A 25,903-nucleotide genomic window follows, 5' to 3' on the forward strand; every position below is an offset into this window, starting at 1 on the left:
TGATTCACCACCGTTACGTAGCGTTAGTAGGCGTATGGCTTTGATCAGGATGCGGAAGTGCTTGATAGCACTGATGTTTCCGGAATAAGCCACCTGCGAAACGAACTGTTGAAGGTGCGAGCGTCGCCTCCAACAACCCGATTGAGCCATGGGCTGCTTCGCTTACCAGTGCCGACGGTGGTCGGCAGCGGAGGATTTCACATGGCAACGCTCATCGGGATAGTCACCAAAGTCATTGGCCAGGTTTTCGCCCAGTCAGCCGACGGCACTAAACGCGCACTGGTTGAGGGGGATCGCCTGTTTGCCGGCGATCAACTGATCACCGGCGCAGAAGGCGCCGTCGCCGTTCATCTGCAAAACGGCCAGGAACTGACCCTGGGCCGTGACAGCAGCCTGACCATGACCGGCCAATTGCTGGCCGATCAAGCGGCGCACGTAAATGCGCCAGAGGCGGTGACCCCGAGCGAAGCGCAACTGACTGACGTTGAGCAAATCCAGAAAGCCATCGCCGCCGGTGATGACCCGAGCAAAAACGCCGAAGCCACTGCCGCCGGCCCGAATGCCCCGGGCGGGGCGCCGGGTGAATTGGGCGGCGGCCACAGTTTTGTCTTGCTGACCGAAGTCGGCGGCCGGGTCGACCCGATCATCGGTTTCCCTACCGCCGGGTTCGGCGGTATTCCCGAATTCCCTGAAGAACGCCACAACGCGGTGATCGACAACGGCGACAACACCCCGGCAGTCGTGGTGCCGCCACCGGTCAACAATCCGGTAACCCTTACCGGCCTGGATGTGGCTGGTGGCGAACTCAATCTCAATGAAGCCAATCTGCCTGACGGCTCGGCGGCCAATCCTGGCGCCCTCACGCAAAGCGGCAGCTTCACTGTGTCGGCGCCGGACGGTCTGACCAGCCTGAGCATTGGCGGCATCAACCTGATCAACGGCGGCGTAGCGGTCGGGTTCCCGCAATCGATCACCACGCAACTGGGCAACACCCTGACCATCACCGGTTACAACCCGGCGACGGGCGTGGTCAGTTACAGCTACACCCTCAACGGCAACGAAAGCCACGCGGCCGGCGATGGCGCGAACAACCTCAGCGAACAGTTCACGGTGATTGCCGGTGACAGTAATGGCGACACCGCGACCGGCACGCTCGACGTCAACATCACCGACGACGTGCCGAAAGCGTTCGATGACAGCAATGGTACGGCTTCAGAGATTCAACTGACGCTGACCGGCAATGTGCTGACCAACGATGTGCAAGGCGCCGACCGCGTACCGACTGGCCCGGTAACCCCAGGCACGTTCACCGGCACTTACGGCACCTTGGTACTCAACGCCAACGGCACCTACACCTACACGCTGAACACCAATGACGCCGACTTCAAAAATCTGCACGGCGGCGGTAATGGCACGGAAACCTTCGCCTACACCATCACCGATTCGGACGGTGATACCAGCACGGCGAATCTCGTTCTGCAGATCCACAACAACGACGATCCAGTAGTCATCAGCGGCCTCGACGTGAATGGCGGTGAACTCACCGTTTACGAGAAAAATCTTACTGACGGCAGCGCACCGGATTCCAGCGCGCTGACCCAAAGCGGCACGTTCACCATCACCGCGCTGGACGGCGTGACGACCCTGACTGTCGGCGGCATCGCCGTCGTCACCAATGGGGTGGCCGCCGGTTTCCCGCAATCGATCACCACGCCACTCGGCAGCACGCTGACCATCACCGGTTTCAACGCCACCACCGGCGTGGTCAGCTACAGCTACACCCTGGTCGACAACGAAGCCCACCCAACCGCCAACGGTGCGAACAATCTGCCTGAGCAGTTCGCCGTTACCGTAGTCGATGACAACGGCACCACCGCCAATGCCACCCTCGATGTGAACATCGTCGATGACCTGCCAAAAGCGGTGGATGACAGCAACGCCGGCACCGCGTCGGAAACCTTGCTGACTCTGACCGGCAACGTCCTGACCAACGATGTGCAAGGCGCCGATCGTGTACCGACCGGGCCGGTAACCCCGGGCACGTTCACCGGGACTTACGGCACCTTGGTACTCAACGCCAACGGCACCTACACCTACACGCTGAACACCAATGACGCCGACTTCAAAAATCTGCACGGCGGCGGTAATGGCACGGAAACCTTCGCCTACACCATCACCGATTCGGACGGTGATACCAGCACGGCGAATCTCGTTCTGCAGATCCACAACAACGACGATCCAGTAGTCATCAGCGGCCTCGACGTGAATGGCGGTGAACTCACCGTTTACGAGAAAAATCTTACTGACGGCAGCGCACCGGATTCCAGCGCGCTGACCCAAAGCGGCACGTTCACCATCACCGCGCTGGACGGCGTGACGACCCTGACTGTCGGCGGCATCGCCGTCGTCACCAATGGGGTGGCCGCCGGTTTCCCGCAATCGATCACCACGCCACTCGGCAGCACGCTGACCATCACCGGTTTCAACGCCACCACCGGCGTGGTCAGCTACAGCTACACCCTGGTCGACAACGAAGCCCACCCAACCGCCAACGGTGCGAACAATCTGCCTGAGCAGTTCGCCGTTACCGTAGTCGATGACAACGGCACCACCGCCAATGCCACCCTCGACGTGAACATCGTCGACGACTTGCCAAAAGCCGTGGATGACAGCAACGCCGGCACCGCCTCGGAAACCTTGCTGACTCTGACTGGCAACGTTTTGACCAACGACGTGCAAGGCGCCGATCGTGTACCGACCGGGCCGGTAACCCCGGGCACGTTCACCGGGACTTACGGCACCTTGGTGCTCAACGCCAACGGCACGTACACCTATACTTTGAACACCAACGATGCCGACTTCAAAAATCTGCACGGCGGCGGTAATGGCACGGAAACCTTCGCCTACACCATCACCGATTCGGACGGTGATACCAGCACGGCGAATCTGGTTTTGCAGATCCATAACAATGACGATCCGGTGGTCATCAGCGGACTCGACGTCAATGGCGGCGAACTCACCGTTTACGAGAAAAATCTCACTGACGGGAGCGCACCGGATTCCACCGCGTTGACCCAAAGCGGCACGTTCACCATCACCGCACTCGATGGCGTCACGACGCTGACTGTCGGTGGCATTGCTGTCGTTACCAATGGCGTAGCGGCAGGTTTCCCACAATCCGTAACCACTCCACTCGGCAGCACGCTGACCATCACCGGTTTCAACGCCACCACCGGCGTGGTCAGCTACAGCTACACCCTGGTCGACAACGAAGCCCACCCAACCGCCAACGGTGCGAACAATCTGCCTGAGCAGTTCGCCGTTACCGTAGTCGATGACAACGGCACCACGGCCAACGCCACCCTCGATGTGAACATCGTCGACGACTTGCCAAAAGCCGTGGATGACAGCAACACCGGAACTGCATCGGAAACCTTGCTGACCCTGACCGGCAATGTTCTGACCAACGACGTGCAAGGCGCCGACCGCGTACCGACTGGGCCGGTAACCCCAGGCACTTTCACCGGGACTTACGGCACCTTGGTACTCAACGCCAACGGCACCTACACCTACACGCTGAACACCAATGACGCCGACTTCAAAAACCTGCACGGCGGTGGCAATGGCACGGAAACCTTCGCCTACACCATCACTGATTCGGATGGTGATACCAGCACTGCCAATCTGGTGCTGAACATCCACAACAACGACGATCAGGTCTACCTCAACGGCCTCGACGTCAACGGCGGCGAACTTACCGTCTACGAGAAAAACCTCAGTGACGGCACCAGCCCCGACACTCCCGCGTTGACCCAGAGCGGCACCTTCACCGTCACCGCCCTCGACGGTCTGCAAACCCTGACCGTGGGCGGCATCAACGTGGTCACCGGCGGCGTGGCCGCAGGCTTCCCGCAATCGATCGTCACGCCGCTCGGAAGCACGTTGACCATCACCGGTTACAACCCGACGACCGGTGTGGTGAGTTACAGCTACACCCTGGTCGACAACGAAACCCATCCGAACGCCAACGGCGCCAACAGCATCACCGAGAACTTCAACGTCGTCGCCACCGACACCGATGGCAGCACGGCCAGCGGCCAGATCAACGTCAACATCGTCGATGATCTGCCCAGCGCTCATCCTGATTCTGCTTCGGTGGCGGAGGGCGGCACGGTCAGCGGTAATGTGTTGGACAATGACATTGGCGGCGCCGACGGCCCGGCGGTGACCGGTGCAGTGGTCGGCGTGCGCGCAGGCGCCGACACCTCGACTTCGGCCATCGGCGGCCTCAACAGCAACATCAACGGCACCTACGGCTACCTGACCCTGGATGCCAATGGCAACGCGGTCTATCACAGCAACCCCAACGCGGTGAACGGCCCGGGCGCGGTGGATGTGTTCACCTATACCGTGCGCGATTCCGACGGTGATGAAAGCACCACCACCATCACCATCGATGTCGCCAACAGCAAGCTGTACGCGACCAGCGACACTGACGTCACCGTTTACGAGAAAGCGCTGGACCTGACCAAGGACGGCGCAGATCTGGCGCCCGGTACGGTTACCGGCAGCGACCCGACCAGCACCGGCGAAACTGCGTCCGGCACCCTGGTCGGCGCGGTCACCGGCGCCGTCGGCGCGATCAGCTACGCGCTGGTTGGCAGTGCCACCGGCAACTACGGGCAGATCGTCCTCAACCCCAACGGGACTTACACCTACACCCTGACCTCACCGGCGAGCACCACGCCGCATGCCGACGACGGCGCCAACACCCTGAGCGAAACCTTTACCTATCAGGCCACCGATTCGCTGGGCAACGTTGTCACCAGCACCATCGTTGTCAGCATCGTCGATGACGTGCCCAAGGCGATGAACGATAGCAACGCCAACAGCGCCTCGGAAACGCAACTGACCCTGACCGGCAATGTGCTGACCAACGATGTGCAAGGCGCCGATGTGGTCGCGACCGGACCGAATGCCGGGCCGATCACCGCCGGCACGTTCACCGGCACTTACGGCACGCTGGTGCTCAACGCCAACGGCACGTACACCTACACGCTGAACCCCAACGATGCCGACTTCAAAAACCTGCACGGCGGCGGCAACGGTACCGAAACCTTCACCTACACCCTGACCGATGCCGACGGCGACACCAGCACCGCCAACCTGGTGCTGAACATCCACAACAACGACGATCCGGTGCTGCTCAACGGCCTCGACGTCAATGGCGGCGAACTCACCGTTTACGAGAAAAACCTCAGCGACGGCACCAGCCCCGACACTCCGGCACTGACCCAGAGCGGCACCTTCACCGTCACGGCGCTCGATGGTCTGCAAACCCTCACCGTCGGCGGCATTGCCGTGGTCACCAACGGTGTCGCCGCAGGCTTCCCGCAATCCGTCGTCTCGCCGCTGGGCAGCACCTTCACCGTCACCGGTTACAACCCAGCCACTGGCGTGGTCAGTTACAGCTACACCCTGGTCGACAACGAAACCCATCCGAACGCCAACGGTGCCAACAGCCTCACCGAGAACTTCAACGTGGTGGCCACCGACACCGATGGCAGCACCGCCAGCGGCCAGATTAACGTCAACATCATCGATGACCTGCCGACCGCCAAACCCGACACCGGCTCGGTGGCGGAGGGTGGTACGGTCAACATCAGCGTGTTGGGCAATGACATCAGCGGCGCCGATGGCGCAGCCTCGGTGGTCGGCGTGCGCGCCGGCAGCAACACCGGCACTTCGGCCATCGGCGGCCTCAACAGCAACATCAACGGCAACTTCGGTTACCTGACCCTCGATGCGGCGGGCAACGCCGTCTATCACAGCAACCCGAATTCGGTGAGCCCACCGGGCGCCACCGACACTTTCACCTACACCATTCGCGACAGCGACGGCGATGAAAGCACCACAACCATCACCGTCAACGTTGCCGACAGCAAGCTGGTGGCCTCGGTCGATCAGGACGTAACGGTCTATGAAAAAGCCCTCGACCTGACCAAGGACGGCCAGGATCTGGCCGCCGGTACGGTCACCGGCAGCGATCCGACCAACACCGGTGAAACCGCGACCGGCACGCTCGTCGGCGCAGTTACCGGCGGTACGGGCGCGATTACCTACACCTTGGTCGGCAGCGCCACCGGCAGCTACGGGCAGATCCAGCTCAACGCCGACGGCACCTACACCTACACGCTGACCTCGGCGCCGAAAACCTCGCCGAGCGCCAACGACGGGGCGAACACCCTGAGCGAAAGTTTCACCTACAAAGCCACCGATGCAGTGGGCAACAGCACCACCAGCACCCTTGTGGTGAACATCGTCGATGACGTACCAAAAGCGGTGGCCTCGGATCGTTCGGTAGCGGCGGTGGAGATCGATTCCAACCTGCTCATCGTGCTCGATATCTCCGGCAGTATGGCCGACGCCTCCGGTGTGCCGGGCCTGTCGCGGCTGGACCTGGCCAAGCAGGCGATCAGTGCCTTGCTTGACAAGTACGATGACCTCGGCGATGTCAAAGTCCAGCTCGTCACCTTCAGCAGCAACGCCACTGACAGAACGTCGGTATGGGTCGATGTGGCGACCGCGAAGACGATTCTCGCCGGTCTGTCGGCGGGTGGCGGCACCAACTACGACGCCGCGGTGGCGGTCATGCAAACCGCGTTCAACACCTCGGGCAAACTCACCGGGGCACAGAACGTCGGGTACTTCTTCTCGGACGGCAAACCCAACGAGGGCGACATCAACGCCGCTGATGAAGCCGCGCTGAAAAACTTCCTCGATGCCAACAACATCAAGAACTACGCGATTGGCCTGGGCAGCGGCGTGAGTAACGCCAACCTTGATCCGTTGGCGTACGACGGCATCACCCACACCAACACCAACGCGGTGGTGGTTACCGATCTCAATCAGCTCAACTCGGTGCTGTCCGGCACCGTAGAAGGCGCGCCGGTCACCGGTTCGTTGCTGGGCGAGGGCGGTACCTTCGGCGCCGATGGCGGCTTCATCAAATCCATTGTCGTTGACGGCACCACTTACACCTACGATCCGAAAGCCCTCAGTGGCCAAGGCTCGTTGACCGCCACCGGTGGCGTCAACCATGGCACCTTTAACACCGTAAACAACACGTTGAGCATCGCCACCAACAACAGCGGCACCTTGGTGATCAACCTCGACACCGGCGACTACAGCTACACCTCGCAGAAAACCACGGCGGTGGTGATTACCGAGAACATCGGCTTCACCCTCAGCGACAACGACGGCGACCTCGCCAGCTCGACGCTGACCGTGAAAGTGATCCCCAACGCGCCACCCGTGGCGGTGGACGATCACGTCATCACCAACGTGTTGTCGAGCAACATCGTGGTGCCGGGCGAGTTGCTGCTGGCCAACGACACCGATCCGAATGGCGATACGCTCAACGCCACACCGACCACCTTCAATACTGGTTGGATAGCGAAGGGCGCGGACTTCACCGGCACCGGTGCGATCACGTTCAACGGCAACAGCAACACTGCCGCCAACCAGACCCTGGCCGATGTGCGCAATGCCTTCGCCGCCAACACCGCAGCGATGACCGCGGTGTTGGTGATCAGCGGCTACCTCGGCGCGGTGACCAACGCCAATGCCAACGATGAAGACCTGATCACGGTCAAACTGAAACAGGGCGAAACGCTGAACCTGGATCACAACCTGGCGGCCGGGCACGTCACCCTGGAGTATTCGCTCAACGGTGGCGCGTTTGTCGCGATTGCCGATGGCGGCACCATCACCGCCAGCGCCGATGGCACCTACCAGATCCACGTCACCAACATCAGCAATACCAGTGGCGGTAACCCGAATGCGGCGGAAAACTACCAACTGACCATGACAGTCAATTACGCCGGGGCCCACGATCTCACCCCGGACTTCCACGGCAGCTACACCGCCAACGACAACCACGGCGGCAGCGACACGGCCAACGTGACCATCAGCTATCAGGACGGCCACACCCTCACCGGCACCTCGGGGGATGACGTGCTGGTAGCCGGCACCGGCGACAACATCCTCAACGCGGGCGACGGCAACGATGTGCTCACCGCCGGTTCCGGCAACAACGAACTGCACGGCGGCGCCGGCAACGACTTGCTCTACAGCGGCCCGGGCAATGATCTGCTCGACGGCGGTACCGGCATCGACACCGCCAGCTACGCCCACGCCACCGCCGGGGTGACGGTCAACCTCGGTCTGCTCGGTGCGCAAAACACCGTCGGCGCGGGGACGGACACCCTGACCGGCATCGAAAACCTCGTTGGCTCGAACTTCAATGACACCCTGACCGGCGACAACAATAACAACGTGATCAACGGTGGCCTGGGTAACGACATCCTCAACGGTGGTGGCGGTGATGACCTGCTGATCGGCGGCATGGGCAATAACACCATGACCGGTGGCGCAGGGGCCGACACCTTCCAGTGGCTCAAGGGCAACAGCGGCCATGACCTGATCACCGACTTCACTCCCGGCACCGACAAGCTTGACCTGTCGCAACTGCTGCAAGGCGAGAACGGCACCACCGCCTCACTGGATGACTACCTGCACTTCACCGTCACCGGCAGTGGCGCCTCGCTACTCACCAGCATCGACGTCAGCGCCATGGCCGGCGCCACGCCGAACCAGACGATTGATCTGGCCGGCGTCAACCTCGCCAGCCATTACGGTGTGACGCCAGGGGCGGGCGGCGTGGTTGCCGGCGGGCATGACACGGCGACGATCATCAGCGGGATGCTGAATGATCATTCGTTGAAGGTGGATACGGTTTGAACTGAGGGCTGAAACGACAAAACCCGCCGCCCCGTTCAACCGGGGCGGCGGGTTTTTTTTGCCTGATGGTATGGCGTTGCTCATTCTGGCCCCTTCGCGAGCAAGCTCGCTCCCACATTGGAGTGCGGTTAACTGTGGGAGCTAGCCTGCTCGCGAAAGCGCCAGGTCTGGCGCCGCATAACTCAGCGGTTGATCACGCCTGCATCAACCCGGCAACTCCAGATTATCCATCACCCGATTCACCGCCAGCTCCCCGAGCATGATCAATTGCGCGATCCCCAACAGCGTCCTGCGCTGCGACGCGGGTATGAGGTGGGCGAAGTCATGGGCGATGGTTCTGGCTGAGGCGAGTGTTTCGCTGGCATAGGCCAGCAGTTCCTCGTTTTTGAAGTCTGCGGTGACGGCGTACATCCTGCGGGCTTTGCGTGGCGGTGGGGTCGAACCGGGTGGGCAGAGGTAGTGATCGAGGGCGCGCTCGGCGGCGTCGTTGAGCTTTTTTGAATCGAGGGATTCGTAGGGGGAGGCGAGGTCGGTTTCGGGTGGGTTGGGTGTTGGTTTGATCATGGTGATACTCCGTGGTTGATTTGGCCGCCACGGCTCATCGCTAAACAAGTAAAGGTGGCGGCTGTACGCAGGTTAGCGATCCGGGTCACAGAAACCCCGGGTAGACCCGAAGGTCTCCCACGCACAGCCACCATGACGCCAAGTGCAGATAGACAAAGCTGCAATTGAGACTGGGGATTGAGCGTCTGTAGGGTATCGGATCGCTAAACCCGATCGCTGATTCGTCAGCGACCAACCCACAATAAAACCCGAGCCCAAGGCGCACAAGCCGGCGGATTCTGGCGTAGCTGTAGGCAATGGCGCAAGAATTTGTAGCCTGAAAGGCGTGTCTTAAGGTGTCTTTTCAACACCTGAGTTTAAAAGGCGATTTGCGCTGACTTCACTGGCCCCTTCGCGAGCAAGCTCACTCCCACATTTGGAATGCGTTTCCCTGTGGGAGCGAGCTTGCTCGCGAAGACGCCGGCACATTCAACGACGATGGAGCCTGACCTGATGGTTTAAGTTTTGATCTGTCCTGGTAAATACTCTGAAGTCTGCTCCGGTTTTACCGCTAACCTTTGGCGCTGCCGAAGCAAGTATCATCTTTGGAGGGTCATGGCGGGCCACGGGTGTGTATTGGTTCCAATCGTGTGCCTGATGTATTGGCCATTAGGATATAAAGAGTAATCGGCGATGAGCACCGTCCATGGCCAAGATGGATCACTCGTTGCTCCTGTGTAATGGAGAGAGCTTATTTCGGAGAAATATTTGGTTTTCAGGATCTGGACCATTTGAGTATTGCTGGTAAGTAGTCGCGTTCCATTGGCGTCAATCCATGCCAGTGCTGATGATGGGACCATTTGGTTGGGGCTGATGAGAACTCTTCTGACGTTGCTGCATTTGACTGTGATTGTTTTTGTTTGACCCAAGGCGTCGCTTACGGTGATGACAGCCTCTCCATTTCCTTCGCTTCGGATGCAACCGTCACCGTCTACGGATGCGATTTGAGGCGCGTTTGTGGTGAATGAGTAAGGGGGCAAGCCGCCGCTCACTGTCCTTGTTTCGGAGGTCCCTGCTGGATCGTTGCCTGTCCTTAGCCAACCTGCTGCGATCATGTCGATCGAGTAATTCAGCTGGTTTAAGTTCAGAGGTGACGTATCCACGATCAGCTCACTGATCACCGTCAAGGTTCGCGCAGGTTCCGATATCTGCCCTTCGCCATAGAGTGCCTGGGCGGTGAAGCTATGCTTTTCCTCTTTCAGGTTTGAAACTGCCCAGTTCCAGGCGCCTTTGGCATCCGCCTGAGGTGTCCCTACTGGCTCGATACCATCGAAGACCTCGACTTTCTGTCCTTTGGCGGCAGCGCCGCTGAGCGTCACGGCTGTTTCCGTAGTCTCTGCGCCTTCTGGGATTTCGATGTCGCTCGGCGAGCCTTTGACTGACGTTAATGTCGGAGCGGTAGCTTGCGTTACTGTCAGCGTTCTGGCTGCTGATACCAAGGTCGGTTGTTCCACATATCTGGCGGTGAAACTGTGCTTGGCGTTACTCAGGTTTGCAACGGGCAGACTCCAGATGCCGGTTACTCCATCGGCAGTCTCTTTACCTTTGATATCCGTACCGTCGAGCACTTCCACGTCTCGCCCGGCTGCGGCAACGCCGCTCAAGATGACGGCCGTTTCCACGGTGAAGCCATTCTCGGGGATCTCGTTGTCGCTCAGCGAGCCTTTGACGGATGATAACGTCGGCGCCCTGAGGGTTTCCACGGTCAGGAGTCGCACATTGGAATAGGTCGATCTGGGGTGATAAAGGGATTTGACGTACAACCGGCGCGCGCCGACTGCAACCTCGATCGTGCATTCCCACAGGCCTGTAGTTTGATCCGCTGTCGCCTTTCCCTTCGACACTGCGCCTGAACCGCTGCCATCGAAAGCCTCTACATCCTGCCCCTTGCTGGCGCTGCCTTTGAGTATCAGCGATGTACTGAAAGTGCTTGTACCCTCCGGCACTTCCTTGTTGCGGTCGTCCAGCACATTGCTCAGCGTCGGCACAATAACCGCCGTGACAGTGAGCGTGTAGGCCGCGGAGGAGGGTTCGGCACCATACTTTCCTATCGCGCTAAAACTGTGTTTCGTCACAGTCAGCCCCGACACGGTGTAGGTCCAGATTCCGGAAACCGGATCGGCCGTGACCTCATCAACGACGGTGGCGCCATTGCGTATTTCAACGTTCTTGCCCTTGGCGCCCGTGCCGCTCAGTACCACGCTGGTTTCAACGGTGGTGCCACCTTCGTCAATGTCCTTGCCGCTCGGCGAGCCCTTGACCGAATCAATCGTCGGCGGATCCAGCGCCACCGGCTCACCGATGACAAACTCCAGCACACTCGAATAACTGGTCGTGTTGCTGGCCGCCCGGAAAATCTCGTAGTGCACCTGCACTTTTTTCCCGCGATTAGGTTCGATGTGCTGCGCCACGAACGCCGCGTTCAACGGGAACTCCACGTCCTTGTCCTTGGACAGTGCATTGAGTTTTTTCGAGTCGGTGACGGGCTCATTGCCTTCAACGATACAGAAATACTTCACGATATCGTTGGCCTCGCTCGGAACAGCCACCGGCCGTGGCGCGGTGATTTTGCTGACACCACCGGGCAGGTCTTTGGGTTCGAGCACGCCATCCTTTTCACCCAGCACGATAGGTTTGACCAGTTCGCGTTGCGCTTCGCCGACGTTGAGTAATGAGGCGTGCAGTGAGGCACGGCGGGTGATGGTGCCGTTTTCATCGGCCAGCCGGTTGTACGACAGATGCAGCGTGCCACCCTCGAGGGTTTTGCCGTGTTTACCCTCGACGGTGATGATGAAACCGTTGGGGTCATTGGCCTCGTCTTCGCTGGGGAAATACCAGTCCAGTTCCGGATCGTAGGTGGTCAGGTCGGGCCGGGTGCCGAACCATTTCAGTTCGATCGCGTTCTCCGGGGTGATCAGTGGATCGTAGGGAATGCAGATGCGGTATTCGGGCGCGTTGGGGTCGAGCGCGCCACTGATCTGGTCGATTGCGATGGGAGCTGGCAGGCGTGTCGGTTCGCCGATGACGCTGTAGGCGCGGGACTTGGATCTGGAGTTGTCGACCACGACGCCGCCGCGGCGTACGTGATAGGAGTACACCACCGTGCGTTTGGCCAAGGCACGCAGGGTGCTGTTCTTGTGCTCGATCGAGACCCGCACTGGCGGCGTGCTTTCAATACGCTGGATCACCAATTCGCTGATCTCTTTACCATCGTCGTCGGTACCGAAGACGCTGAGGTAGATCTCGTCGTTCTTTTTGAAGATGTTCACGTCATCCGCCCAGACCTCCACCATTGGCGGTTCGTCCCCCAGCACCTCCAGATCGACGATGAGACCGTCGGCCTGTTTGAGGATGGGCGCACCCAGCCGCAAGCCCTGGGTGTCGACGACAATACGCACGGCCTCGCACCAGTCTTCGGACTCGTTGTACACGCGGTCGCGGATCTTGTAGCTGACCGACACGCCGTCGGAGTCTCCGGCTGAGAGGATGGTGGCCTTGTCGGCCAGAACCACGATGGGATTACCCTCCGGATCATCGATCTGTTCCTGGGTGACGGGTTCGGACTCCACGGTTTTCCCGGCCCAGGCCAGGATGAGCACGTCACCGACGGCGCAGTTCAGGTAGAGCCAGCCATCGCCGGGCTTGGGTTTGGCGTAGACCAGCACGCCTGCCTCGGCGGTGGCCTTGTCGACACCGTCGCGCACGACATCCGGAGGATCGAAGGCCATGGTCAGTTCGGAGTGGCCATAGTCGGGATTAAGATCCTGCCCACCGGGCAGTTCGAGTTTGACGAAGAGCTTGATCGTCGGTCCTGGCTCGGGCTTCTGCCCGAAACGCGTGATCTGGTAAGACAGCTCCCAGTCGCCGCTGGGCAAGCGTGACGGCTCGATGAACAGAGTGACGTGCTTGTCCACCTCGATGTCTTCGGTGATTGTCTTTTGCGCGACCATGGTGGTGCCCACGTACACCTTGCAGTTATCGCTCTTGCTCATGTTGTTCCAGGCGGGAACCTGGATCTTCAGCCCCTTGTCGGGGTAGTTGAGTCGTGCGGCGGCGAGGTTGATGCCCCAGGAGCCGTCATCCAGCAGCCGGCCGCCGGGGATTTCCGGATCGAGCAAGGCCAGGGCGGAGATTTGTTTGTGCGGTTGGATGAGCATCGCGGGGCACTCCTGCCGTAGGTGGGGCGATGGAGTGATTAGGGGATAAAACCGGGAAATGCGCACCTGTCAGATCTGACAGGTACCTTGATGTTTGCGACCAACGGTCGGCGCGGGATGGCTCATGGTTTGTGCAGTGTCTTCTGCCGCAAAATATAAACCGTCACCAACACCGCGCTCGTCAACATGAACCCCCGCGCCCACGGCAACGGCACCAGGTAGCAGGAAAACAGAATGCTCGCCCACATCAGCCCGATCGCGTAGACCTTGCCCTTGAGTGGTATGCCGTTGCCATCGAGGTAATCGCGGATCCATGGCCCCAGCCGGGGATGCTCGACCAGCCATTGATAGAAACGCGGAGAGCTGCGCGCGAAGCAGGCCGCGGCGAGCAGAAGGAAAGGGGTGGTGGGCAGGACGGGCAGGAAAATCCCGATCACCCCCAATGCTACGCTGAGCCAGCCGATGGCCAGCAGGAAATAGCGCAACATCAGGGGGCTGTTGCCTATGGGGTTGTCCATAGGCCGGATCTTAGTGGTGACGTGGCTTGAGGATCGCCGGTTTTTCGTCGGGCGCCTGGCACAGCAGGTACAGCGCGGTCAGGGCTTCCGGGATCTGCACGATCATGTCGTCCATCAGGTTGGCGTCCTTGGCGATGTCTTCGAATTCCGGCTGTTCGTCGAACAGGCCCGAACCGACCATGATCGGCAGGAGCATTTCGCTGACTTCTTCTTCGGCGGTTTCGAACCAGGCGGCTTCACGCAGGAACACGCCTTCCATGAAACCGATGCACCAGCCGCGCAGTTCGGAATCGTCCGGCTCGTCGCCCAGATCCAGATCGCATGGCAGCTCGAACTCTTCATCCGAGGCCAGTTGACGAGCGATGTGGGCCTTGAGGCCGATCAGGGTGGCTTCGATCTCTTCGCGCTGGGCGTCGCTGCTGTAATGCGGTTCTTCAGCGAACAAGGCGTCGATCCACTCACGCTCCGGTACGTCTTCAGCGCAGATCGACAGCGCGGTCAGGTAGCCGTGAGCGGCCACGTAATCCAGCGCCTCGTCATGCAGCTCGTCGGCGTCGAGGAAAACTTGCAGGCGGGTCAGTTGCTCAGCGAAGGACATTACGGGGCTACCTTGGGGAATAAACAATGCGGGAATTCTAGGCCTTCTTGCGCGCTCAAGCCAGCCGCATGGCAGATTTGCCGCAATTGCCGGGCCACATGCCAAACCTGTGGCAGGTTTATCAGTGTCTTATCAGCGGCACCCTGTGCAGGGGAGGGCTCGGGTATACTGCCGCGTTTTGCGATCCCTGCCCGCATTGCGGTTGTCGTGCAATGCGCTCTTACGTTTTGTTTAAGCAGCTCCGGCTGTTCTGAACCAGCCTGCGCAGGGATGTATCGGTAGATTTTTGGAGTTTTTATGCTCGAACAGGCTCAACGCGTCCTCAAGGACATCTTCGGCTACGACAGTTTCCGTGGCCGTCAGGGTGCAATCATTGAGCGCGTGGCCAGTGGCGGTGATGCGCTGGTGCTGATGCCTACCGGTGGCGGCAAGTCCCTGTGCTTTCAGGTGCCGGCGCTGTTGCGCGATGGCCTGGCGGTGGTGGTGTCGCCGCTGATTGCGCTGATGGACGATCAGGTCGCCACCCTCGAAGAACTCGGTGTGGCCGCCGCCGCGCTGAACTCCACCCTGAGCGCTGAACAGCAGCGTGACCTCGCAGCGCGGATCAAGCGCGGTGAAGTGAAGATGTTGTATCTGGCGCCCGAACGTCTGGTACAGCCGCGCATGCTGTCGTTCCTGCAAGGGCTGAACATCGCGCTGTTCGCCATTGACGAGGCGCACTGCGTATCGCAATGGGGTCACGATTTCCGTCCGGAATACCTGCAACTGGGTCAATTGGCCGAGATGTTCCCCGACGTGCCGCGCATCGCCCTGACGGCCACTGCCGACAAGCGTACCCGCGAAGAGATCGTCACGCGTCTGCACCTGCAAAATGCCGAGCGCTTCCTGTCGAGCTTCGACCGCCCGAACATCTTTTACCGCATTGTGCCCAAAGAGCAGCCGCGCAAGCAGTTGCTGGCGTTCCTCGCCGAACGGCGCAGCGATGCCGGCATCGTTTATTGCCTGTCACGCAAGAAAGTCGAGGAAGTCGCAGCGTTCCTGAGCGAGCAAGGCTTCCCGGCGCTGCCGTATCACGCCGGTCTGCCCAATGATCTGCGTGCCTTCAACCAGAAGCGCTTCCTCAATGAGGAAGGCTTGATCATGGTCGCCACGGTGGCGTTCGGCATGGGCATCGACAAGCCCAACGTGCGCTTCGTCGCCCACCTCGATCTGCCGAAATCCCTTGAGGCGTATTACCAGGAAACCGGGCGGGGCGGCCGTGACGGTCTGCCGGCGGATGCCTGGATGGCCTACGGTCTGCAAGACGTGGTGATGCTCAAGCAGATGCTGCAGAACTCCGAAGGCGACGAGCGGCATAAACGTCTGGAGCAACACAAGCTCGACGCGATGCTGTCGCTGTGTGAAGAAACCCGCTGCCGTCGTCAGACCCTGCTCGCGTATTTCGACGAAGACATGCCCGAGCCGTGTGGCCATTGCGACAACTGTGTCGATGGCGTGCAGACCTGGGACGCCACCGAGCCTGCACGTCAGGCATTGTCGGCGATTTTCCGTACCGGTCAGCGTTATGGCGTCGGTCATCTGGTTGATGTGCTGTTGGGCAAGGACAACGAAAAAATCCGCAGTTTCGGCCATCAGCATCTATCGGTGTGGGGCGTCGGCAAGGCGTTGAGCGAGAGCGAGTGGCGCTCGCTGTTCCGTCAATTGGTGGCGCGCGGTCTGGCGGATGTCGATCACGAAGGTTATGGCGGTCTGCGTCTTAATGACAGTTGCCGGCCATTGCTCAAGGGCGAGGTCACGCTGGAGCTGCGCCGCGATCTCAAACCGCAGGTTACGGCCAAAACCGCCAGCAAGAGCCCAGCCAGCCAACTGGTGCGCGGCGAAGAGCGCGAACAGTGGGAAGCCTTGCGCGCCCTGCGGCGCAAGTTGGCCGAAGAGCATGGCGTGCCGCCGTACGTCATCTTCCCCGATTCCACGTTGTTGGAAATGCTCCGCAGCCAGCCGACCTCGCTGGCGGAAATGGCCCGGGTCAGCGGTGTCGGCGCACGCAAGCTGGAGCGCTACGGCGATGCCTTCCTCGAAGTGCTCGGTGGCGAGGCCGAGGCGCCGAAAGCGGTGGCCGACGTGCGCCACGAACTGATCACCCTGGCCCGCGCCGGCATGACGCCGCTGCAGATCGCCGGGCAGTTGCAGTGCTCGGAAAAGAACGTCTACACCATGCTCGCCGAGGCCATCGGCAAACAGCAGTTGTCGCTCGAGCAGGCGCTGGATTTGCCGGAAGAGCTGATGGGTGAAGTGCAGGACGCGTTCCTCGATGGCGAGGGTGAGTTGCCGTCGGTCGCCGAAGTGGCGGAGCTGTTTGCCGGGCGTGTGCCGGAGGGCGTGCTGTATTGCGTGCGGGCTGCGTTGCAGTCGGAATTTGAGATGTAATTTGGCCGTCGCCCCTCACCCCAGCCCTCTCCCGGAGGGAGAGGGCTGGGGTGAGGTGTCTTGCGCCATACATCGACCTGAATGACCGGGTCGATTATGGATTCAGCGTTGAGCTGTCAGGTCGGCGTAATTCCCAAATATCCCCCGATCAGTCCCCTCTCCCTCTGGGAGAGGGCTAGGGTGAGGGGCTCTCAAGATGTAACGATTCAGTACAGACCGCCACTTGCCTATAACTGCAGCTCATGCTTAGCTGGCTAATAATTAGATTTTCTTTATTTTCAGTCTAACCGTGAGTGTTTTATGCCGTTAACCGATCAACACCGCTTTGGCATGCAACTGGCCCAGATGTCCCGTGGCTGGCGTGCCGAACTGGACCGCCGACTGGCCGGACTGGGACTGTCCCAGGCGCGCTGGCTGGTGCTGCTGCACCTGGCGCGTTTTGAAGAGGCGCCGACCCAACGTGAGCTGGCGCAGAGCGTTGGTGTCGAAGGTCCGACCCTCGCTCGCTTGCTCGACAGTCTGGAAAGCCAGGGCCTGGTGCAACGCCAGTCCGTGATGGAAGACCGCCGGGCGAAAAAAATCGTCCTCTGTGCACCGGCCCTGCCACTGATCGAACAGATCGAAACCATTGCCACACAACTGCGTCATGAATTGTTCGAAGGCGTCGACGAGGCGGATTTGAAGGTGTGCATGCGGGTTCACGGGCACATTCTGGGCAACCTGGAAAAATCTTGAGGCACATCCACGTGCCGTATCTTTGAGAGATCGCGCTGAGCCGACTATAAGAACTACTGGGCAATATCGTGTTCGTACCGGATGTGCGAACGCATAGAAGTCGGTTTTGCTTATTTAAGGGATGCTCATGCTCGCAAGTCGGCACGTGGTACTGCGCGGTGGCGCCAAATGGCTGCTGGCCGCTGGCGTATTCAGCTATTCGGCCTGGTCGATGGCTGTGGGGCTGGGTGATATCACCGTTCATTCAGGTCTCAATCAGCCGCTCAAGGCCGATATCGCGTTGGTCGATGTTGGCGGGCTGACGCCAAACGATCTGACGGTGCGCCTGGCCACGGCGGATGAATTCGCCGAGGCCAGGGTCGAGCGGGTGTTCTTCCTCAACGACCTCAAGTTCATCCCGATCCTGCATGGTAATCGCCAGATGATCCGGGTCACGTCAAGCAAACCAGTCAACGAACCTTTTCTGAATTTCCTTGTGCAGCTCAATCAGCCCAATGGCCGTTTGCTGCGTGAGTACACGGTGTTGATCGACCCTCCGGGTTCGCCGGGTATCGTGCCGGCCACTGATGAACCGGATCCGCGTGCACAATCTTCCGCGTTTCCCAGCGTCGAGCCTGTTGTCGCAGCGCCGCAGGCACCTCAGGCCAAACGCGATGCCGTGCCCGCGCCAACGCCTGCAAATCCGCCGGCCAACGATGCACTCGCCGAGCAACTGGCTGCCAGTGTCTTACTCAATCAGCAATTGCAAAAGAGCGTCGATGAGCTGAACGCCAAACTGCAGACGCAGGATGTGCAGATTGCCGCTGGCAAGAAGCAGATTACTGAGCTGCAAACGCAATTGACCGAACTCAGGAAAGCCCCGCCACCGACCGAAGTCGCTCCGGCACCTGCCCCGGTTGTGGTACCTGTCGAGTCCACAGATGACGGTTTGAACTGGCCATTGTTCGGGGGCCTGTTGCTGTTGCTGGGGGCCTTGGCCGGTCTGTTTGTGCACCGTCGACGGCAACAGTCGCAACAGGCTGATCGACCGCTGCCACAGTTGCCGCAGGGCGATGAACCTGACGTTGCTGAAGTCGAAAGCGCAGAGTCTGTCAGGGCTCACACCTCAACCCAACACCGTGAAGAACCGGCAGCGGGCGATGTGCTGGAGGCGGTAGGAATCTATCTGGCCTACGGCCGCTTGGGCGAAGCTGCTGGGTTATTGCGCGACGCTTTGCACAAGGAGCCGGAGCGCACCGATATCGGTTTGCAGTTGCTCGAAGTCCTGGGACGCCAGGGTGACAGCGCCGCGTATGAACAGCAGGAAAGTCAGTTGTGTGAACAAGGCGTAGATGCCCAGACGTTACAGGACGTTCGTGTTCGACATCCGAAACTGGCGGGTGCCGCACCGTTGGCCGCGGCGGCGCCCGTCATTGCGCTGGCGCCTGCTGTCACGGCCCAACCGGCACCTGAAGATGATTTCGAGTTGAATCTGGGAGAGCTGTCGATGGATTCCAGTTGGGATCTGGAAGACAGCCGCACGGCCACTACTGAGCCAACGGCAGACACCTCGGCGCTGGGCTCCAGCCTGAAAATACTGCCGCAGGATTTTGAACTGCCGGAAGCGGCCGGCGAGGACGCCGAACTTGAGTGGATCCCTGAGCCGGACGCCGAGCCGCTGGATGAAGATTTTCTCAATGAGTTTGCCGATGCCGAGCCGTCTCTGGTGTTGCAACCGTTGGACTTGCACGCAGCTGAGCCGCTACACGATGAAAACTCTGGAAAACTCGAACAAGCGCAGACCTGCATTGATGACGGTGACATCGACAGTGCGATTGCGCTGCTTAACGAGTTACTCAAGGAAGGCGATGAGCCGTTGAAGCAAACGGCGCGAACGTTGTTGGCGGGGATTCGCTAATACCCGATTGATTTGCGGTGGCGCTGATATCGTTTTCGCGAGCAGGCTCGCTCCCACAATTGGAATGCGTTCCCCTGTGGGAGCGAGCCTGCTCGCGAAGACGGATTGTCAGGCGACCTGATCAGAAGGTCTGGCCAAGGTTCAGATAAACCGCCTGCTCATTCGCATCATTCAACCCGTAACTGAAATTCAACGGCCCCAGCGGCGTGTCAAAACCAATGAACACGCTGGCGGCGTTGATGTAGCCACTGTCGAACTCATTGTCGTTGTTCCACGCCCGCCCACGCTCCAGCGAGGCGCCGGCATACAGCGGAAAGTCCAGCGGCAGATACGAGCGCGGCGTCAGCCGGCGGTAGTACACCGCGCGCATCAGGCTGACGTTCTGCCCGGAAATCGCGTCTTCACGGAACCCCGACAATTGCCGCGCGCCGCCGAGCAGGAAGCTCGACGTCACCACATTGGCATCGTCCAGCGTACGCCCGTAGCGCCCGCCGAGAATCAGCGTGTCCGGGCCACGGCTCATGGCTTTGTCGAGTTTGAATTCCCACTGTCGATAACGCGTATCCGAACCCAGCCCCGGTTCGAACTGCATCAGCGTCAGGCTGACGTCCTTGCCTTCGTGAGGGAAGTAGACGTTATCCAGTGAGTCGTACGAATATTTCAGCGCATAGAAGCCTTCGTTGAAGTTTTCACTCGGCAGATCCTGATCACCAATGCGCACATCGGCCTTGCCCCAGGCCTCGCCGACACCGAACCGCACTTCGCCGTTGTTGCCGATCTGGCGACCGAAGTTAAGGCCGAAACCGTAGCGCTCGACGCGGTACTGTGCGATCGGATCGTTGTCGAGCACCGCTTCAACGTTCTGCGCCTCGAACGAGGCGTACGGTGCGACGAAATAGCGCGAACCGACGTCCAGCGGTTGATAGAACTCGGTATACAGCTCTTGTTTATCGCCAATCTGCGCACGGGTCAGCCATTCCGCGCCGAGGCGGTTGATGCCGTTGATGCGGTAACTGGCACCGAGGTTGAAGGCGCTATCGCCACGCATGTCGTCGGACAGATTGAGACCGACCCGCAGGTAATCGGTGCCGCTGCGCTTGCCCCGGGCACTGATCACCAGGGTGTGGTCCTGGCCCTTGTGCACCACGCGGTACTGCACTTGTTCGAAGTAGTCGAGGCCATACAAGGTGCCCATGTCCGAGTGCAATCGCCCCAGGTCCAGCGGCTCGCCGATGTGCTGGCGGATGTAGTAGCGGATCACGTCGTCATCGACTTTCGAGTCGTTTTCGACACGGATCGCGGTAATGATCGGCGTGCGCTGCCCCGGGGAACGGGCGGCAGCAAGTTCGGCGTCTTGGGATTCCTCGGGTTTGAGCACGGCGAGGCGCGCATCGAGGATGCGGGTCGCGCGGTAACCTGCGTCGATCATGTCCTGGGCTTTACCGAAATCGGTGACACCGTATGCGGCCAGCGCAGGCTGGATCAGCACATCGGAGGATTTCAGCGCGGCCAGTTGTTCTTCGGAATTACTGCGGGTCATCAGGGTGATCGACTGGTTCAGCACATCGACCACGGTGGTCAGTTGCTTGCGGTTGCGCAGCGGTGTGCCGATGTCGACGACGATGGCCACGTCAACGCCCATTTCCCGCGCGACATCCAGCGGGATATTGTCGGTCATACCGCCGTCCACCAACAGCCGGCCGTCGAGCTCGACCGGGGCGAACACCGCCGGGATCGACATGCTGGCGCGGATCACCTGAGGCAAGTGGCCTTTGCGGAACACCACTTTTTCGCCATTGGCAATGTCGGTGGCCACAGCGCGGAACGGGATCGGCAGTTTGTCGAAATCCCGGGTATCGCTGGTGTGGGCCAGCAGGCTTTCCAGCAGCAGCGCCAGGTTCTGGCCCTGAATCACACCCAGAGGCAGGCCGAGACTGCCGTCGTCGCGAAAGCTGAGTTTCTGTTTCACCAGAAAGTCGCGGTCATCCTGTTTGCGTCGAAACGGCACGTCCTCCCGCGGCGGGGCGTCGGACAATGCGGCTTGCCAGTCGATGTTCAGCGCGAGTTTTTCCAGCTCATCGATCTTGTAGCCCGAGGCGTACAGGCCGCCGACCACCGCGCCCATGCTGGTGCCGGCAATCGCATCGATTTTGATGCCTTGTTCTTCGAGGGCTTTGAGCACGCCGATGTGCGCCAGACCACGCGCAGCACCGCCGGACAGCACCAGGCCGACTTTCGGTCGCGGCGCGTCACTGGCGTGAACAAACAGTGGAAGCAAACCAAGCAGCAGGCAGAACAGCAAACGGCGCATTGTGAGTCTCGGGGCAAGCGATAAAGCCGGCTATTATAGCGGCGCCCTCTGTCTCAGGAGTTTCAGCGAACATGACTGTCGCAAAAGCAGAAGTTGTCATCACCTATTGCACCCAATGCCAGTGGCTGCTGCGCGCGGCGTGGCTGGCGCAGGAACTGCTCAGCACCTTTGGCGATGACCTCGGCAAAGTCTCCCTGGTGCCCGGCACCGGCGGGGTATTTCACATCACCTGCGACGGCGTGCAGATCTGGGAACGCAAGGCTGATGGCGGTTTTCCCGAGGCTAAGGTGTTGAAGCAGCGGGTTCGTGATCAGATCGATCCTGACCGCGACCTCGGTCACAACGACCGCACTCAGTGAGATGCAGCCTCGGCGGCGACGGTTTTCTTGTCGGCATGGCCGGACATCCGCGCTGACACGACGATGGCAACAATGATCAACGCACCGCCGATCAACATCTTCGACGTCGGGTTTTCATTGAACAGCAGCCAGGCGACGGTGATGCCGTAGACTGGCTCCAGCGCAAACACTACCGCCGCCGTGCGCGCCTTGATCACCGCCAGGCTGGCGACGAACAGGCTGTGCGCGACGCCGGTACAGAACACCCCGAGCAGGGCGATCCACAGCCAGTCGAGTGCGCGTACTTCGCTGAGTAGCGGTGCTGCAACCGGCAGCAGACACAGCGCCACCACGACGTTTTGACACAACGCCGCCTGTACCGCCGGGATGCGCCCGGAGCTGGCGCGGTTGGTCAGCGACAGTAGCGAGAACAGCAGCCCCGAAAGCACTGACCAGAGCAAGCCGATGGTCGCACCGCTGCCGAGATCGAAGGCCGGGGTCACCAGAATCAGGCCGATGCTGACCAACACCACCAGCAGTATTTCATTGGCGCGGATGCGTTCACGGAAGATCAGCCCTTCGAGAATCACCGTGAAGGCCGGGAAACTGGCAAAACCCAACGTCGCGATGGCGACACCGGCGATCTTCACAGACAGAAAGAAACTCACCCAGTGCCCGGCCAGCAACACGCCGCTGAGGGCGAGGCGGCGCCAGTCCACGGCCTGAAGTTTCTGCCAGCCTTGCTGGCTGGCGAAACGGGCGAAAAATGCCAGGGCGAGTACGGCGAAAGCCGCGCGTCCAAAGACGATCACAGCGGGGGACGCGGCAGCGAGTTTGCCGAACACACCCGTCAGGCCAAACATCAAAGCACCGATATGCAGAGCGCCGAGGGCGGTACGCGGAGTCATTGCATTCCTTAATCCAGACACGGTTTCTTGTGATTGATACGCTCTGCGTGGGAATGCCTCTAGGGACGCTCCGCGTCCAGTGACGCGGAGCGTCACGGGCTACATTCCCACGCAGAGCGCGGGAACGATCAATAAGTCCATTGAACCCTGTATCGGCCTAGAAGTCTGTCGGCAGACTATCGTCTTTTGTCGCAGGAATCGCGCCGAAGCTGGCCGGGCGATGCGCTGAACTCACGTAGGATCGCGGCCGAGAAAGCGCTCTGCGAGCTGTAGCCGACGCGACTGGCAACTTCGCCGATCGGCAGTGCGGTGTCGCGGAGCATTTGCACGGCCAGATGCAGGCGTCGGCTGCGGATGTAATCCATCGGCGTCTGCCCGCATTCGGCCATGAACCGCGCATGCAGACGCGCGCTGGACAATCCTGCCACCCGTGCCAGATCGGCGACTTGCAGCGGATACGCGGCGTATTGCTCGATGTGCGCATCCAGTGCGGCATAGGGCAGGCGGCGAATGGCGTGTTCCGCAGGTTGCGCGTGATTCAGACTGGCCAGCAGCAACACCGCGCCTTGCTGGGCAATCAATGGATCGCTGACCGGACTGTTTGCCAGCCAGCTGACCAACTGACTTTGCCCCGAATCCAGCGACAAGCGCGCCGGTTGATCGAGCAGACGATGGCTGGCGTCGGCATGTTCGCCCAGTGAATCCGTCAGCCATTGGCCGTTCGGGATATCCAGTACCAGACAGCGGCTACCATTGGGACTGCCGCAGGCATGATGAGCGCCGGAAGGGATAACTACAAAACTCTGCTGACGCACCTGACTGCCACTGCCCTCGACCTCGAAATCCAGCGCACCGGACAGCCCGAACACCAATTGCGCGTGGTCGTGGCTGTGGGCGATCAAATCGTGGGTGTACTGGCGCAGGGTGAGGATCGGTCGCATGGCAGGTCGTCTCCGAAGTGGTCGTCAGTCTACACCGGCGCGCACCGGATGCGTTGTCACAGGACTGACTCACGCTTGTCATGGTCGATTAACCGGGCGCGCGCACAGTGGCGAAAACATCGCAGAGGGTTGCCCATGACCAGCGCCGAGCTCGCCCGACCCAGTCGTAAACAACGGGTGCGAACCCTGTGGATCTCCGACGTGCACCTGGGCACGCGGGATTGCCAGGCCGAGCACTTGTCGCAATTTCTCAAGGGCTACCATGCCGACAAGATTTACCTGGTTGGCGACATCATTGACGGTTGGAAGCTACGCGGCGGCATGTACTGGCCGCAGGCGCATACCAACGTGATCCGCCGCTTGCTGACCATGAGCAAGCGCGGCACCGAGGTGATTTACGTCACCGGCAACCACGACGAATTCCTGCGTCGTTATTCGAAGCTGATTCTGGGCAATATCCAGTTGGTCGACGAAGCGGTGCATGTCACGGCGGATGGCCGGCATCTGCTGGTGATTCATGGCGATCAGTTCGATGTAATCACCCGTTATCACCGCTGGCTGGCCTTCCTTGGCGACTCCGCCTACGAATTCACTTTGACCCTCAATCGCTGGCTCAACCACTGGCGTGCCCGCTATGGCTACGGCTATTGGTCGCTGTCGGCGTACCTGAAACACAAGGTGAAGACCGCGGTGAGTTTCATCAGCGACTTTGAAGAAGCCATCGCCCATGAATGCGTGAAGCGCGAGTTGCATGGCGTGGTGTGCGGGCACATTCACCATGCCGAGATCCGCAAGGTCGGCGAGGTGGATTACCTCAATTGCGGCGATTGGGTGGAGTCGTGCACGGCGCTGATCGAACACTGGGATGGCACGATCGAGTTGTATCGGCTGGCGGATGCGCAGGCGCGGGAGGCGGAGCTGAAAGCGGCCAAAGTCGCCGAACTCGCCTAATGCTCTGGTGATTGAGAGGGCCTCATCGCGAGCAGGCTCACTCCTACAGGGGTACGCATTTCAACTGTAGGAGTGAGCCTGCTCGCGATGAACCGCGCAGCGGTTCCCGAGGATGATTACGCTGGCGAGTGTTGCTCCATCGCGGCCTTGTAAATCGAGTTCTTCGGCTGCGCAAACAACCGCTCCATCATCGGCTCGAAAAAACTCAACGGCAGCGTGTCATAGTCAGGATCAAACGCCGCCGCATCGTATTTGGCGCAAAATTCGGCCGTTGCCTGAAACTGCGGATGACCGGCGAACTGTTCACGCAGATGCCGATCCATGCCCAGGTGATGAAAAAAGTAATAGCCCTGAAACACCCCGTGCTTCTCGACCATCCACACATTCTCAGCGCTGACGAACGGCTTGAGTATCGCAGCGGCAATGTCCGGATGGTTGTACGAACCCAGGGTGTCGCCGATGTCATGCAGCAAGGCACAAACCACATATTCCTCGTCGCGCCCGTCACGAAAGGCACGGGTGGCGGTTTGCAGCGAGTGGGTCAGGCGATCCACCGGGAAGCCACCGAAATCGCCTTCCAGCAGTTTCAGGTGGGTCATGATCCGTGCGGGCAACTGTTTGGCATAGGCGCTGAAGTCGGCGGCGATGATCGCCCAATCTTCTTGGGTACCGTCCTTCATATGGGTGAAGCGGGCATTGGCATTCATTGGCTGACCC

The 25,903-nt window shown here is 60.3% G+C and carries 14 protein-coding genes; 6 read left to right on the top strand and 8 right to left on the bottom strand.

Annotated elements, in window-relative coordinates:
- The first annotated feature begins 201 nt into the window (after positions 1-201).
- Positions 202-8,802 carry a retention module-containing protein gene (locus AB4N74_RS02040; protein WP_460098059.1) on the top strand — a complete coding sequence of 2,867 codons (8,601 nt, stop codon included), beginning with the start codon at positions 202-204 and terminating at the stop codon, positions 8,800-8,802.
- Between the two features lie 204 nt (positions 8,803-9,006).
- Here the strand turns inward: AB4N74_RS02040 and AB4N74_RS02045 are convergent, their stop codons facing one another.
- From AB4N74_RS02045 to AB4N74_RS02060, 4 genes are all read right to left on the bottom strand, one after another.
- A complete protein-coding gene (locus AB4N74_RS02045) occupies positions 9,007-9,366 on the bottom strand; it encodes a DUF6124 family protein (RefSeq protein ID WP_460098060.1) in 360 nt (119 codons plus the stop codon).
- 578 nt (positions 9,367-9,944) lie between these two features.
- The gene (locus AB4N74_RS02050; protein WP_460098061.1) at positions 9,945-13,562 is read right to left on the bottom strand and encodes a hypothetical protein; all 3,618 of its coding nucleotides are present in this window, start codon (positions 13,560-13,562) and stop codon (positions 9,945-9,947) included.
- A gap of 122 nt (positions 13,563-13,684) precedes the next feature.
- The gene (locus AB4N74_RS02055) at positions 13,685-14,080 is read right to left on the bottom strand and encodes a YbaN family protein (protein WP_460098062.1); all 396 of its coding nucleotides are present in this window, start codon (positions 14,078-14,080) and stop codon (positions 13,685-13,687) included.
- Positions 14,081-14,090: 10 nt separating this feature from the next.
- A complete protein-coding gene (locus tag AB4N74_RS02060) occupies positions 14,091-14,678 on the bottom strand; it encodes a UPF0149 family protein (RefSeq protein WP_099758311.1) in 588 nt (195 codons plus the stop codon).
- 297 nt (positions 14,679-14,975) lie between these two features.
- Here AB4N74_RS02060 and recQ point away from each other — a divergent pair, with 297 nt between their 5' ends.
- From recQ to AB4N74_RS02075, 3 genes are all read left to right on the top strand, one after another.
- Complete coding sequence (gene recQ, locus AB4N74_RS02065; RefSeq protein WP_093442610.1) at positions 14,976-17,105, top strand: DNA helicase RecQ; 2,130 nt, start codon at positions 14,976-14,978, stop codon at positions 17,103-17,105.
- A 300-nt stretch (positions 17,106-17,405) separates the two neighbouring features.
- Positions 17,406-17,840: a MarR family transcriptional regulator gene (locus AB4N74_RS02070; protein WP_016984207.1), complete on the top strand. Its 435-nt coding sequence runs from the start codon at positions 17,406-17,408 to the stop codon at positions 17,838-17,840.
- Positions 17,841-17,967: 127 nt separating this feature from the next.
- Positions 17,968-19,737, top strand: coding sequence for a FimV/HubP family polar landmark protein (locus AB4N74_RS02075; protein WP_460098063.1), 1,770 nt, complete (start codon positions 17,968-17,970; stop codon positions 19,735-19,737).
- 121 nt (positions 19,738-19,858) lie between these two features.
- On the opposite strand, the gene AB4N74_RS02080 is transcribed toward AB4N74_RS02075, so the two are convergent.
- On the bottom strand, positions 19,859-22,048 hold the full coding sequence (locus AB4N74_RS02080) for a patatin-like phospholipase family protein (RefSeq protein ID WP_093442619.1): 2,190 nt from the start codon (positions 22,046-22,048) through the stop codon (positions 19,859-19,861).
- Positions 22,049-22,119: 71 nt separating this feature from the next.
- Here AB4N74_RS02080 and AB4N74_RS02085 point away from each other — a divergent pair, with 71 nt between their 5' ends.
- A complete protein-coding gene (locus AB4N74_RS02085) occupies positions 22,120-22,407 on the top strand; it encodes an Rdx family protein (RefSeq protein ID WP_093442622.1) in 288 nt (95 codons plus the stop codon).
- Here the strand turns inward: AB4N74_RS02085 and AB4N74_RS02090 are convergent.
- Together AB4N74_RS02090 and AB4N74_RS02095 are read right to left on the bottom strand one after the other, a co-directional pair.
- Positions 22,401-23,294: a DMT family transporter gene (locus tag AB4N74_RS02090; protein ID WP_093442625.1), complete on the bottom strand. Its 894-nt coding sequence runs from the start codon at positions 23,292-23,294 to the stop codon at positions 22,401-22,403. The genes AB4N74_RS02085 and AB4N74_RS02090 overlap by 7 nt on opposite strands.
- Before the next feature lie 176 nt (positions 23,295-23,470).
- Positions 23,471-24,235: an AraC family transcriptional regulator gene (locus AB4N74_RS02095; protein WP_093442629.1), complete on the bottom strand. Its 765-nt coding sequence runs from the start codon at positions 24,233-24,235 to the stop codon at positions 23,471-23,473.
- Between the two features lie 135 nt (positions 24,236-24,370).
- Between AB4N74_RS02095 and AB4N74_RS02100 the strand changes: the two genes are divergently transcribed.
- Positions 24,371-25,186 carry a UDP-2,3-diacylglucosamine diphosphatase gene (locus AB4N74_RS02100; protein WP_007919701.1) on the top strand — a complete coding sequence of 272 codons (816 nt, stop codon included), beginning with the start codon at positions 24,371-24,373 and terminating at the stop codon, positions 25,184-25,186.
- Positions 25,187-25,302: 116 nt separating this feature from the next.
- Here the strand turns inward: AB4N74_RS02100 and AB4N74_RS02105 are convergent, their stop codons facing one another.
- On the bottom strand, positions 25,303-25,893 hold the full coding sequence (locus AB4N74_RS02105; RefSeq protein WP_116254432.1) for an HD domain-containing protein: 591 nt from the start codon (positions 25,891-25,893) through the stop codon (positions 25,303-25,305).
- Between the last annotated feature and the right edge of the window lie 10 nt (positions 25,894-25,903).

This window comes from Pseudomonas sp. H3_C08, from assembly GCF_054669455.1.

What these genes read in the sequence shown, in the direction of transcription:
- recQ (WP_093442610.1), top strand. Translation starts at nt 14,976, where the DNA reads ATGCTCGAACAGGCTCAACGCGTCCTCAAGGACATCTTCGGCTACGAC.
- AB4N74_RS02075 (WP_460098063.1), top strand. Translation starts at nt 17,968, where the DNA reads ATGCTCGCAAGTCGGCACGTGGTACTGCGCGGTGGCGCCAAATGGCTG.
- AB4N74_RS02105 (WP_116254432.1), bottom strand. Translation starts at nt 25,893, where the DNA reads ATGAATGCCAATGCCCGCTTCACCCATATGAAGGACGGTACCCAAGAA.
- AB4N74_RS02085 (WP_093442622.1), top strand. Translation starts at nt 22,120, where the DNA reads ATGACTGTCGCAAAAGCAGAAGTTGTCATCACCTATTGCACCCAATGC.
- AB4N74_RS02090 (WP_093442625.1), bottom strand. Translation starts at nt 23,294, where the DNA reads ATGACTCCGCGTACCGCCCTCGGCGCTCTGCATATCGGTGCTTTGATG.
- AB4N74_RS02040 (WP_460098059.1), top strand. Translation starts at nt 202, where the DNA reads ATGGCAACGCTCATCGGGATAGTCACCAAAGTCATTGGCCAGGTTTTC.
- AB4N74_RS02060 (WP_099758311.1), bottom strand. Translation starts at nt 14,678, where the DNA reads ATGTCCTTCGCTGAGCAACTGACCCGCCTGCAAGTTTTCCTCGACGCC.
- AB4N74_RS02045 (WP_460098060.1), bottom strand. Translation starts at nt 9,366, where the DNA reads ATGATCAAACCAACACCCAACCCACCCGAAACCGACCTCGCCTCCCCC.
- AB4N74_RS02070 (WP_016984207.1), top strand. Translation starts at nt 17,406, where the DNA reads ATGCCGTTAACCGATCAACACCGCTTTGGCATGCAACTGGCCCAGATG.
- AB4N74_RS02100 (WP_007919701.1), top strand. Translation starts at nt 24,371, where the DNA reads ATGACCAGCGCCGAGCTCGCCCGACCCAGTCGTAAACAACGGGTGCGA.
- AB4N74_RS02095 (WP_093442629.1), bottom strand. Translation starts at nt 24,235, where the DNA reads ATGCGACCGATCCTCACCCTGCGCCAGTACACCCACGATTTGATCGCC.
- AB4N74_RS02050 (WP_460098061.1), bottom strand. Translation starts at nt 13,562, where the DNA reads ATGCTCATCCAACCGCACAAACAAATCTCCGCCCTGGCCTTGCTCGAT.
- AB4N74_RS02080 (WP_093442619.1), bottom strand. Translation starts at nt 22,048, where the DNA reads ATGCGCCGTTTGCTGTTCTGCCTGCTGCTTGGTTTGCTTCCACTGTTT.
- AB4N74_RS02055 (WP_460098062.1), bottom strand. Translation starts at nt 14,080, where the DNA reads ATGGACAACCCCATAGGCAACAGCCCCCTGATGTTGCGCTATTTCCTG.